11 protein-coding genes are annotated in these 12,322 nt (G+C 55.9%); 3 read left to right on the plus strand and 8 right to left on the minus strand.

The window, feature by feature from the left end:
• Nucleotide 1: 1 nt before the first annotated feature.
• The 3 genes from WW58_RS03020 to ispF are packed head-to-tail and all read left to right on the plus strand — an operon-like array spanning nt 2 to nt 3,124.
• On the plus strand, nt 2-1,795 hold the full coding sequence (locus tag WW58_RS03020; RefSeq protein ID WP_046435313.1) for a transglycosylase domain-containing protein: 1,794 nt from the start codon (nt 2-4) through the stop codon (nt 1,793-1,795).
• 28 nt (nt 1,796-1,823) lie between these two features.
• Nucleotides 1,824-2,588, plus strand: coding sequence for an inositol monophosphatase family protein (locus WW58_RS03025; protein WP_046435459.1), 765 nt, complete (start codon nt 1,824-1,826; stop codon nt 2,586-2,588).
• Nucleotides 2,589-2,614: 26 nt separating this feature from the next.
• Nucleotides 2,615-3,124: a 2-C-methyl-D-erythritol 2,4-cyclodiphosphate synthase gene (gene ispF, locus WW58_RS03030; protein ID WP_094139367.1), complete on the plus strand. Its 510-nt coding sequence runs from the start codon at nt 2,615-2,617 to the stop codon at nt 3,122-3,124.
• A gap of 246 nt (nt 3,125-3,370) precedes the next feature.
• On the opposite strand, the gene WW58_RS03035 is transcribed toward ispF, so the two are convergent.
• The 8 genes from WW58_RS03035 to WW58_RS03070 all read right to left on the minus strand — a co-directional run.
• Nucleotides 3,371-4,102, minus strand: coding sequence for a peptidoglycan recognition protein family protein (locus WW58_RS03035; protein ID WP_012420284.1), 732 nt, complete (start codon nt 4,100-4,102; stop codon nt 3,371-3,373).
• Nucleotides 4,103-4,249: 147 nt separating this feature from the next.
• Nucleotides 4,250-5,170 carry a type I phosphomannose isomerase catalytic subunit gene (locus tag WW58_RS03040; protein WP_022197687.1) on the minus strand — a complete coding sequence of 307 codons (921 nt, stop codon included), beginning with the start codon at nt 5,168-5,170 and terminating at the stop codon, nt 4,250-4,252.
• Between the two features lie 99 nt (nt 5,171-5,269).
• Nucleotides 5,270-6,517, minus strand: a complete 1,248-nt coding sequence (locus tag WW58_RS03045; RefSeq protein WP_022197686.1) for a hypothetical protein — start codon at nt 6,515-6,517, stop codon at nt 5,270-5,272.
• A gap of 110 nt (nt 6,518-6,627) precedes the next feature.
• Entirely contained in the window at nt 6,628-7,953 is a 1,326-nt protein-coding gene (locus WW58_RS03050; protein ID WP_022197685.1) for a Na+/H+ antiporter NhaC family protein, read from the minus strand.
• 26 nt (nt 7,954-7,979) lie between these two features.
• Nucleotides 7,980-9,068: a GDP-L-fucose synthase family protein gene (locus tag WW58_RS03055; RefSeq protein WP_022197684.1), complete on the minus strand. Its 1,089-nt coding sequence runs from the start codon at nt 9,066-9,068 to the stop codon at nt 7,980-7,982.
• Nucleotide 9,069: 1 nt separating this feature from the next.
• Nucleotides 9,070-10,137 (minus strand): GDP-mannose 4,6-dehydratase, encoded by a 1,068-nt coding sequence (gmd, locus tag WW58_RS03060; protein WP_012420289.1) that lies wholly within the window; start codon nt 10,135-10,137, stop codon nt 9,070-9,072.
• A gap of 155 nt (nt 10,138-10,292) precedes the next feature.
• Complete coding sequence (carA, locus tag WW58_RS03065) at nt 10,293-11,411, minus strand: glutamine-hydrolyzing carbamoyl-phosphate synthase small subunit (RefSeq protein WP_046435316.1); 1,119 nt, start codon at nt 11,409-11,411, stop codon at nt 10,293-10,295.
• Between the two features lie 31 nt (nt 11,412-11,442).
• Nucleotides 11,443-12,322 (minus strand): ATP-binding protein (locus WW58_RS03070; RefSeq protein ID WP_046435318.1); only part of this gene is annotated, 880 nt, incomplete at its 5' end.

Consider the following 12,322-nt stretch of genomic DNA (forward strand, 5'->3'; position numbering starts at 1 on the left):
AATGGAGAACAGGCGTAAAAGATGGTATGATCTGTTTGGATTGCTGCCTCGCAATCTGGGCCGTCTGTTGCTGTGGTTCAGCCTCATTCCTATCGCTTTCATCATCGTTCTTCTCGTTTATGCATGGAGGGCGGACCAGTATGAGCTGGACGAGGTTTTGGCGCCGTTGGAAAATTGTGCCGCATATGATCGCAACGGCCAGTGGATAGGCACCTTGACAGATCATGACCGGGTGTATGTAGCGCGCAATGAACTGCCCGATAATCTGGTGAATGCTTTCATTGCGCGGGAAGATGAAGACTTTTTCGAACATGGCGGCATTGTGTACTCTTCCATTATCCGCTCCATTTGCCGGAATCTGACTACGTTGTCCTATGCCCAGGGTGCTTCCACGATTACGATGCAGCTGGCGCGGAATTGTTATGAGCTGGGGGGGAAGACCCTGGATCGCAAGGTTTTGGAAATGGCCGTGGCCCGCCGCATTGAGGGCAAGTATTCCAAGGATGAAATTCTGACGGCTTACCTGAACCGCATTTATTTTGGCCAGCAATGCTATGGGATTGCGCAGGCGGCGGATTTGTATTTCGGCAAAAAAGTGGCGGATCTGACACTGGCGGAGTGCGCTACCCTGGCCGGTCTGGTGCGCGGACCTTCCATCTACAATCCTGTTTACAGCCCGGAGGCTGCTGCCAAGGTCCGCAATGCGACGCTGGAAAGGATGTTTGAGTGTGAATTCATTACCCAGGAACAATTATGGCAGGCGCTCCGCGAACCGATGGCGGTGGCCGGTAAACGGGAAGCTCGGCCCGGTTCTTATCCCGTTCTGGTCGTTTCCCGCGAGTTGGGAGACCTGGATTGCTGCGACGAGCAGGAGGGAACCTCCAGCATTTTTGTAATGACCACGCTGGATTTGGAATTCCAGCGGATGGTTGAAGATGTAAGCGAGCCTATGCTGGCCGCTCTGGAATCTTCTTCTGTGTGGGCAGGGTTGCCCAAAAGGGTGGACAACCAGTTGAATCGTTGTGTGCAAGCGGCCATATTGTGTGTGGATTCCCGTAAAGGGGAGTTGCTGGCCGTAACAGGGGGACGCTCCGCCCAGGACGGTCTGGACCGATGGCAGTCCAGGGTAATGCCCGGCGATCTGTTCACTCCCATCGTCAATTTATGCGCCGTCGACCAGCGTAGAACCGTTATTCGCAGCAATCCGGAAGTCACTGGCCGCGGGGTAGGTTTCAATACAGTAATAGAAACGGCACAAAAGGCCGGTTACAAAGGGGAACTTCCCCGTTCTTCGGACTTGTATACCGGCAGGTTTTCCGTGCCTCTTTCGCATGCCGTCAATGCCCTGTATCTCATCGGCAATGACGGGCTCAATGTGAGTATTTCCTCCGTCAGGCAGGTGGGCACCACCAAAAAGAACCTGGTGATGGTGAATGCCCCCTCTCCGGAAGAAAGCCGCCGGGAAATCCTGCCTAGGGAATCCGCCCACCTGGTGGCGTCCCTTCCTCCCTTCCGCTACGACGAACGAACCAGGAAAACCTTCGTCAATGTCAAACTTCCGGGAAATACAGGACATTTTTCCGCCGTCATGGGGCGTTATTTCACGGTTTTTGCCTGGGTGGGCTTTGATTCTCCGGAGGCCGCCGTCTATGAAAAGAAAGGGGTTTCCGCGGCGTTGGCAAAAACCTGTTCCTCCCTGGCCGGGGAGGTGTATGACCGTGCGGAGGAAGGCCGCAGAAAAGCTGTCCGGGAACGCCGGGAGCGGGAAAATGCTGCAGAGCAGGGCCCCCAATGAAGTTCAATTTTCCATTAGTAGAAGCATCATGAGACACTCACTTGAAATGACCACGGCCATCCAGGCCGCCAAATCCGCCGGAGCTTTTCTGAAGAAGCATTTTTATGAGCAAAAGAAGGTGGATGAAGCCAGCCAGAATGATATCAAGCTGGAGTTGGACAAGCTTTCCCAGAAACTGATTACGGAGGAAATTCTTTCCGTGTTTCCCAACCACGCTGTTTTGGGAGAAGAAGGATACACCGGGGACAGGAACAGCGAGTGTGAATGGATTGTAGACCCCATTGACGGGACGGTGAATTATTTTTACACGATTCCCTGGTTCTGCGTCTCCATAGCTTTGCGCCGCCGCGGGGAAGTGGTGTTGGGCGTGATTTACGATCCCATGATGGATGAATGCTGGCATGTGGAAAAGGGCGGGATTCCGTACATGAATGATCATCCCATGCATTGCAGCCAGCGGGAACGCATGGCGGAAGCCGTGGTATTCGTGGGGCACGGCAAGACGGACGGTTCCAAAGAAAAGGGGATTGAGCGCTTCGCTAGGATCGCTTGGCAGGTACGCAAGGTGCGCAATAACGGTTCTGCGGCTCTGGCCCTGGCTTATATTGCCTGCGGCAGATTTGACGCCTATGTGGAAAGCGTCATTTCCATCTGGGATGTCGCCGCTGGGGTTTTGCTGGTGGAAGCAGCCGGCGGCAAGGTTGTTTTGGAACCGAAGGAAGATAATCCGGAACAGTTCGCCATTGCCGCATGGAACGGCCGCATCCCTATCATGGAGGCGCTGGGAGAATAACCCGAACATTATTGCCGCAGTACCGTATGAAAAACATGATCGCTTTGACCGGGATCGGGTATGATATTCACCGTTTTGCGGAGATTCCTCGCCCCTTGATGCTGGGCGGCGTGCATATTCCTTCCTCCCGCGGCCTGGACGGCCATTCCGACGCGGATGTTTTATGCCACGCTATTGCGGATGCCCTGCTGGGTGCTGCCGGGTTGCCGGACATCGGCTACTGGTTTCCGCCGGGCGATCCTGCCTGCAAGGACATCCCTTCCCTGGATATTGTGGCGAAAGCCGTTTCTCTGATTCGGGAGCGTGGAGGTCGCATCGTGAATGTGGACTCGTCCCTTATTGCAGAATCTCCCCGCATTTCTCCTTATTTGGAGCAGATGAAGGGAGCTTTGGGAACCGCTCTGGGAATCTCTCCGGTCCGCGTGGGCATCAAGGCCACTACCAATGAACAGCTTGGCGCGCTGGGCCGTAGGGAAGGCATTGCCGCTTTTGCCGTAGCGGCTATTCTGATGCCGGAGGATTTGGCCATGCCGTAAGGCGAATGCTCCGGTTCCGTTTCTGGAAGCCTTTTTTCAAAAAAGGAAGCCGGTACGGGGCTTTAAACAAGGAATATGCTTCAGGAATAACGGGCAGGTGGAAATGGCGCTTTTTTGGGGAGCCTTTTCCAAGCAGTTTTAATGAAATGACAGGAAATTTTTAACTGTTCCCTGGCAGAAAAGCCGTTTTTGGCTGCATAATAATATTACCCATTTCCCTGCACAGGGAAGAGGCGTTGCCTGATATCAGCTGATGCAGCGGTAATAATAATCCACGCGGGAGATGAACCAAGACCATTTGAAGCCGGGTTTGCCATTGTCCAGCAGAAGGTGGGGGCAACGCTTGCCGGTCCAGTAGTAATGGGGCACGACATTCCGCAGGGGAATATCGTGGGCATACATGTTGTAGGCCGCCAGCTTGGCGGCGCGGTCAAAGGTTTTGACGATGCTCTGTCCTCGCTTCTCACACATTTCAATGCCGATGGAGTACATGTCTCCGGGGCCGCCCCGGTCCGCATGGCGTCCCGTTTCATTCAGGGGGATATGCTGCATGGTCACGTACGGGTCTACCGTATAATGCCAGTTGCAGCGCAAAGCTCCGTTATTCAGGGCGCGCGCATGCTGCATGGCGTCTGCGGACGGGTTTTCCGTGTTGTGCATGGTGATGAAGCGTGGCTTCATTCGGGAAGAACGGCGGCGGAGCGGAGAAGATTTAGGCATGAACATCGGCCGGACGTTACATTCCGCCAGCAATTGGCGCGGAGAACGTTTCACCACGGGGACCCCGGAGGGCTTAAAGGAGATCATGGGAGCCATTCCTGCTTTTCCGGAAGGTTCCGAACAACTGGTCAGGGCAAGCAGGGCGGCGGTTTCCAGCAGAAAAGTTCTGCGGTCCATGCCCTGGACTTTCTCCAGCATGGGCTGGAGCTGACCGGAAAAGCGGGCAAGATAAGTGGCGATGGTGGAAATATTGCTCATACGGAGGCCGGGGAATGGGGAATTTTCAGCACGGATGCGGGAAAAGTTAAGTTCACGCTAAGATTCGCTCTTCTTCTTTGCAACGAAAAAGTGTGAAAGCTTCAGCATTGTGCCGAATTCTTCGCTCTTTTTGTCATATTGGTTTGCTTAAACCGTTGTTGAGAGCAGAACAGTATCTGCTTCTGCGGCGGTGACGGCATCCGCGCCTGCCGGGGACAGAATGAATTCTCCCTTCCGGGCCGTTTTCCCGTCCCAGAGCACGGAACCGCAGAGGACCGTGAAGACGGCAAAGCGGGAGGAGTCCGGCTGGGTAAACCGTTCTCCCTTATCCAGGCGGTATTCCTTTGTGGTGAAATGCGGCATTTCCGTCAGGTATCCGGGGCGCTGGCTGAGTTTCCGGAATTCCCCGATGGAATCCAATGCCTGTTCCAGGTGCAGTTCCCGTCCTCGTCCGGAGTCATCCGTGCGGTTCCAGTCATAAAGGCGGTAGGTGGTATCGCTATTCTGCTGGATTTCCGCAATGAGGTGCCCGGCTCCAATGGCATGAACCAGCCCCGCCGGAATGTAAAGGTGTTCCCCCGGTTCCAGATGGGTGGAGCGTATCAGTTGCTCCATCTGTCCTGTTTCCGCCGCATGACGGATGTCCGGGAGTGTGGCGTTTTCCTTCATTCCCCCGTAAATCAGGGCGTCTGGGGATGCATGCAGAACATACCAGATTTCATTTTTTACTTCTCCCTGCCGGGCTGCCGCCGTGCGTTCCGGGGGATGCACCTGAACGGAAAGATTTTCGCGGGCATCCAGAATTTTGCAGAGCAGGGGAAAGCGGGGGAAACGCTCGTAGCCGGGACCGAAAATTTCCTGCCGATGTTCTTCCCACAGCCGATGCAGGGGCATTCCTTCCCATTCGCCGTCCTTGACTATACTCATGGCTTCAGGACGGTCGCTGATTTCCCACGCTTCTCCATAAGCTGTTTCCCGGTCGGGCAGTTCCCGTCCCAGCATGGTTCTCATGCTCTGGCCGCCCCAGATGCGCGGCTGGTAGATGGAATGGAATCGAAAAGGCTGCATGGTTGTAGCGGAAGCGTAGGATATCTTTTATGGACGGGCAAGCAAAATGCCCACAGGGTTTCCTGTGGGCATGGAGAGAGGAAGACGGAGAATTGCCTGTTATTTGATGGATTCCCAGACAATGCCGATTTCGTCAAATGGCACATGTTCCTTGTTCTTGTCCGGTTTCGGAACGCCGTAGTTGGTCCGGAACAGGGGCAGGATGGGAGCTCCCGTTTTAGGATCCTTGCTCATGGGGGCCATTCCAACTTCTTCAAGCAGAAGAGTCATGCCGAATTCACCACCAGGACCTTCACTAACCAGGATTTCAATGGGGTAAACCTTGCCCTGTTCCACCGTGAACTGCTTGCCGGCTGCCACACCGCGCATAGTGTTGTTCCAGTGCCCGGAAGAACTGTATTTGTAGAACGTAACGGGGGGGACATTGATGCCCACTTCCCGGAGTTCCTTTTTCAAGTCGTCATTGCCGGGTTTGCCTTCCATGGCATCAAGCCATTTGGCATTGTTTGCCGTCATTTTTCCCAGAGAAGCGGATTCCCAGCCGTAGTCGAAGACATTCTGTTTATTGAACCGTACTACTAAGTAGTCGTCTCCCAGTCCCACGAATCGGAACGTGCCGGACTTGGGGGCGCGTACTTTTCCCCGGTAAATGGCGAGCCACTGGCTAGGCTTTACTTTGTCATCGCAACCGTAGGCCTTGGGAGCGTCTTTGGCGGGAGTTCTGGGTATGTAGAACTGGGCTGCGTATAATTGTTGCGGAGCCTTGTAAAAACGGTTCAGTTCCGATTCGTTCCAGCCTTTGTTCACGAAGCGGGAAAGGAACTCCCTGTACTGGTTCATGTTCATGTTGGTAGGACGTCCGCCAGGAGTCTGCTTGGTGTCGTAAAAGGTCCCTACCAGCGTGCTTCCGGAGGGTTGGGACGTACCGAAAGCAGAGGTGGAGTCTCCCAGGTCGGGGCCGAAGCCGTCCCCCATGCCGAGGGCGGTTCCCTCCTCCAGCATGACAGGTTCATCGGGCGGGTCAATGTCGATCTTGGGGAGGCTCACCGGAGCGGCGGCCGCTGCCACCACGACCTTGACGGGCGTCTCCGCATGGGAGGAAGAGGAAGTTTCCCTCTGTACTTCCGGCGGCGGAGGCGTATCCGACGGCGGCGCATCGTCCGGCGTGATGTAGCCGACGACTTTGGGTTCTTCCGGAGGGGCGATGATGATGGTCAGGGAGTAGAGAATGGCTCCTGCCAAAACGACGGAGAGAATGGATGTCGCTAATGCGGCAATATAATTTTTCCGCCTTTCCTTGCGCAGGGTTTCCACTGCGTCTTCCGTGGGTTCTATATGAAGGCTCATGCATGTATGATAGCACAAGAATCCCATATGTTGAGTAACATGAAGATAACAGGGATAACATGTCGGTAACAAAAAAGGCGGCCTTGCCGTCCTTTCTCCGTATGGGCTTTTCAGCGTTTCCCCCGTCTTTCCGTCCCTCCCGGTGCCAGCGCAATGGCAAGGGTGGAGCAGATGCCCAGAATCAGGGGATAATACAGGTATTTCATGATCAGCAGGGGAGAAACCTGGGAGATTCCGGCGGCCATGAGCATTTGAGCACCGTAGGGGATGACTCCCTGAACCAGGCAGGAAAAGGTGTCCAGAATGCTGGCGCTGCGTTTGGGTGGGATATGGAATTTGTCACTTATTTCCTTGGCGATGGGGCCAGCCGTGATGATGGCGATCGTATTATTGGCCGTGCAGAGGTTGGCCAGGGAAACCAGCCCGGCAATGCTGAATTCCGCGCCGCGCCTGCTGCGGATATGGGCCGTAATTTTTCCGATAATATACGCGATGCCTCCGTTGAAACGGATGATGGACAGTACGCCGCCGGCCAGCAGAGTGACGATGATCAGTTCTCCCATGCCGGTCATGCCGCTGCCCATGGCTTGGAACCAGGCCATGAAGGAGAAATACCCCATGCCGACGCCAATCAGTCCCGTTGCAAGGAGCCCCATGGTCAGAACGGCCATGACGTGGATTCCGGCCAGGGCCGTCACCAGCACGAGCAGATAGGGAAATACTTTCATCCATTCAATGGAGATATCCGCTGTGGAGGGGGACTGCACGTTCCATCCGAGCAGGATGTAGCAGGCCAGGGCCAGCAGAGCGGCGGGGAGCGCCACCTTTATGTTGGCCCGGAATTTGTCCCGCATGGCGCAGCCCTGCGTACGGGTGGCGGCGATCGTGGTGTCTGAAATGAAGGAAAGATTGTCTCCGAAGAATGCTCCCCCCACCACAATGGCCGTCATCATGCCGGCACTGACCTGCGTGGCTTGTGCCAGCCCTGTGGCTACGGGAGCCAGAGCGACAATGGTGCCTACGGATGTTCCTACGGAGAGGGAGATGAAACAGGAGGCGATGAACACGCTGGCAAACAGCAGATTGTCCGGAAGAAGCCGCAGCGTAAGCTGCACGGTGGCGTCAATGGCTCCCATATCCCTGGCAGACTGGGCGAAGGCTCCTGCCAGCACGAAAATCCAGACCATCATCAGGATGTTCCGGTTGGCTACTCCGGAGGAAAACAGATCCACCCGTTCCGCCATGCTTTTTCCGCGGGTGATGAAAACGGCCCAGACAGCTGCCGCCATAAAGGCTACCGTGACCGGCACGGCGTAAAAATCCTGTACGGCTATGGAGATGACCAGGTAAAGCAGGAAGAAAACCAGCAGGGGGCTCAGTGCCCACAGGCTGGCTTTGGCGGGGGGCGTATCCTGGTTGTCCGGGGGGCTGGTCATTGGAGTGAGGGGAGCTGGCCGAAAAGTCAGTTGCCGTCGGCTTCCATCCGGCTCAGATACCACCGGTAAATGCGTTCCACTCCCTCTTCCAGCTCCACCCGGTGTTTCCAGCCCAGGGAGTGCAGCTTGGAGACGTCCGTCAGCTTGCGCATGGTGCCGTCCGGCTTGTCTGCGTTGAACGCCAGATTTCCCCGGTACCCTGCCGTAGCGGCAATCAGGCGGGCCAGTCCGCCGATGGAGATTTCTTTCCCGGTTCCGATATTGATGTGGCAGTTCCGCACTTCCCTTCCTCCTTCTTGCAGCTGGCTGAAATCCACTTGCTCCATCACATGGACGCAGGCGTCCGCCATGTCTTCGCTCCACAGGAATTCGCGCAGGGGAGTTCCCGTACCCCACAGTTCCACGGAACCGGGGGTAATGCCGTATTTGGCCAGCACGGCCAGGATTTCCTTTTCTTCAGCCGTGCCGTCCACCTGTTCCACTGGGCGCGCGTTCAGATCTTTCCGCACGGCGTTCCAGTCTCCTTCCATCAGGCACTTGGCCAGGTGTATCTTGCGTACCATGGCGGGCAGCACGTGGCTGTTTTCCAAGTGGAAATTGTCATTGGGGCCGTACAGATTTGTAGGCATGACGGCGATGTAGTTGGTGCCGTATTGCAGGTTGAAACTTTCGCACATTTTCAGCCCTGCTATTTTGGCAATGGCATAGGGTTCGTTGGTGTATTCCAGCGGGGAGGTGAGCAGGGCGGTTTCCTTCATGGGCTGGGGGGCTTCGCGCGGGTAGATGCAGGTGCTCCCCAGGAAGAGGAGCTTGGATACGCCATGCCGGAAGCTTTCCCCGATGACGTTCTGCTGAATCTGGAGATTGCGGAAGATGAAGTCCGCCCGGTAGCGGGAGTTGGCGATGATGCCGCCCACAAACGCCGCTGCCAGAAAGACGTATTCCGGCTTTTCCCGGTCAAAAAATTCCCGGACGGCCGCAGGGTCTTCCAGATCCAGTTCTTTGTGCGTCCGGCCAATCAGGTAGGAATAGCCTTTGTTTTCCAGGGATTTCCAGATGGCGGAACCGACGAGGCCGCGGTGTCCGGCCACAAAGATTCTGCTGTTTTTTTTCATCTCAGAAATGAACGGGAGTTTTTACGTATTTCATGTCGTGGCGCACCATGATGCGCACGAGTTCCTCAAACGGAGTGGAGGTAGGGTTCCAGCCAAGAAGGGTTTTGGCCTTGGTTGGGTCTCCCAACAGTTGTTCAACTTCGGCAGGGCGGAAATATTTGGGGTCCACTTCCACCAGAATATTGCCCGTCTTCCTGTCGCGTCCGCGTTCTTCCACGCCTTCTCCCTCCCATTCCAGCTCTATTCCGGCCTCACGGAAGGCCAGCGTGCAGAATTCCCTGACCGTGTGCATTTCCCCTGTGGCGATGACGAAATCCTCCGGTGTGTCATGCTGGAGAATCAGCCACATGCATTCCACGTAATCCTTGGCGTAACCCCAGTCGCGCAGGGCGTTCAGGTTGCCCAGGTAAAGCTTGTCCTGCATGCCCTGGGCAATGCGTGCCGCCGCCAGCGTGATTTTGCGGGTAACGAAATTTTCTCCGCGGCGTTCGCTTTCGTGGTTGAACAGGATGCCGTTAACGGCAAACATATTGTAAGATTCCCGGTAATTCTTGGTAATCCAGAATCCGTATTGCTTGGCTACGCCGTAGGGTGAACGGGGGTAAAACGGCGTGGTTTCCTTCTGGGGGACTTCCTGCACCAGCCCGAAAAGCTCGGACGTGGAAGCCTGGTAGATGCGGCATTTCTTTTCCATGCCCAGAATGCGGACGGCTTCCAGCATGCGGAGGGTTCCCACGGCATCCGTTTCCGCCGTGTATTCCGGTACGTCAAAGCTGACTTTCACATGGCTCTGGGCTGCCAGATTGTAGATTTCATCCGGCTGCACGGTCTGGATGATGCGGATGAGAGAACTGGAATCCGTCATGTCCCCGTAGTGGAGGTTAATCAGGCGGTTTTTCTTCATGTCCCGCACCCATTCGTCCAGGTAAAGGTGTTCGATGCGGCCCGTGTTGAAGGAGGAGGACCGGCGCAGGATGCCGTGTACTTCATACCCTTTGTCAATCAGGAACTCTGCGAGAAAGGAACCGTCCTGTCCCGTAATGCCGGAGATTAATGCGATTTTGCTCATATGGTGTGTCAGGTTATTTGCTGGCGGGAGAGGTTGATGAAATGAAAAGAAACCTCTCCCGGAGCCGCAATTCATGGGCTCCGGGCATAAATAACGCATTTTTCCCAGCGAGGCGAGGAAAATGCTCTGGTCTATAGGAAGGGGGGGCAGAGCCGTCAGCGGGCATGTTGCCGCTTGCTGGCCGCAATCATTTTCCTGAAATCCCGGAACAGATACTGGGGATCCCTGGGGCCGGGTGCCGCTTCCGGGTGGTATTGCACGCTGAATACGGGAAGCGTCCTGTGGGCGATGCCTTCCACGGTATTGTCATTCAGATTGATCAGCGTTATTTCCACGTTGTCCGGCACGGTGTCCGGATCCACGGCAAAACCATGGTTCTGGGACGTAATGCTGATTTTGCCTGTTTTCAAATCTTTGACCGGATGGTTCGCTCCACGGTGCCCGAACTTCAGCTTGAAGGTTTTCGCTCCCAGCGCGTGGGAAATAATCTGGTGGCCCAGGCAGATGCCGAACATGGGCACTTTCCCAATCAATGCAGCTACTTCCCGGTGAATGTCCGTCAGCGTGGCGGGATCTCCCGGACCATTGGAAAGAAAGACGCCGTCCGGGTTCATGGCAAGCACTTCCTCCGCCGTCGTGTGGGCGGGAACTACGGTTACGCGGAAGCCGTTTTCCCTCAACTGGCGCAGGATGTTGTATTTAATGCCGAAGTCAAAGGCGACGATGTCGTATTCCGCAGGGGGCAGAGTTTTTCCCGTAACCAGCGCGTCCACTTCCTCCGGTGTCATGGGGTGGGAACCGATTTTGTCCACGATATTGCAGCCTTCCATGGAGGGGGCGTTTCTGGCTGCTTCCACGGCTTCCTCCGGCGTCAGCTCCGTGGTGAGGCAGGCGCGCATGGCTCCGGCGGAGCGCAGATGCTTGGCGATTTTGCGGGTATCCACCCCTTCAATGCCGATGACGCCCTGTTTTTCCAGCCACGGGCCCAGGGATTCCGTGGCACGCCAGTTGGAGTGGACTTTCGCCAGTTCCGCCACCACAAAACCGCTGACCTGCGCTTTGCCTGATTCCCCGTCTTCCGGGTTGACGCCGTAATTGCCGATCAGAGGATAAGTCATGGTGACGATCTGGCCGCTGTAGGACGGATCCGTCAATACTTCCTGATAGCCGGTCATGGACGTGTTGAAGCAGGCTTCCCCCACTTCCGTGCCCGTGGCCCCGAAGTGCGAACCGATGAAGACGCTTCCGTCTTCCAGTGCGAGAATGGCTCTCATGGTGATGTAAGTATGCTTAGGTGGTGCGGGATTAAAGGTTTTGGGCGTGGTACTCCTGAATAGTGCACACCTGAAGATTTTTGTTCTTCAGCGCCTCAATGGCATTCACGCAGGCCTGTGCGGAAGCCAGGTTGGTGCAATAGGAGGTTTTGGCGGCAATGGCGGAGGAACGGATGATGATGTCGTCCGCCCGCGCGTCGTGGGAGCCGGGGGTGTTGATGATGAAATCAATATCCCCGTTTTTAATATGGTCCACGATGTTGGGGCGGCGCGCCTCGTTGACTTTGTAGGCGCGTTCGCATTCAATGTCGTGCTGGAGCAGGTGAATCATCGTGCCGCGCGTGGCGCACAGCGTGAATCCCATGTCCGCCAGCTGCCGGGCCATGTGAAGCACCCGTTCCTTGTCCCGGTCATTCACGGAAATGAAGACTTTGCCTTCCGTCGGCAGGGGATTGAATGCGCTGACCTGGGATTTTGCGAAGGCGATGTCCGGGTCGGGATCAATGCCCATTACCTCTCCGGTGGATTTCATCTCCGGCCCCAGCACCACGTCGATGCCCGGGAAGCGGCCCCATGGGAAAACGGCTTCCTTCACGCAATAGTATTCCGGAGTGATTTCCCGGGTAAAGCCCAGTTCCGCCAGCGTTTTGCCGGCCATGACCTGTGCGGCCAGCTTGGCGAGGGGCCTTCCGATGGATTTGGAGACGAACGGCACGGTGCGGGAAGCGCGCGGATTCACCTCAATGACGTAAAGCTGTTCGTCTTTTACGGCAAACTGGATGTTCATCAGCCCGCAGACGTTCAGTTTGCGCGCCAGCTCCTTGGAAGCCCGCGTGATTTCCTTGTGCATTTTCATGGAAATGCCCATGGCGGGAATCATGCTGGCGGAGTCCCCGGAATGGATGCCCGCC

The sequence above is a fragment of the Akkermansia sp. UNK.MGS-1 genome, from assembly GCF_000980515.1.
GTDB lineage: Bacteria > Verrucomicrobiota > Verrucomicrobiia > Verrucomicrobiales > Akkermansiaceae > Akkermansia > Akkermansia muciniphila.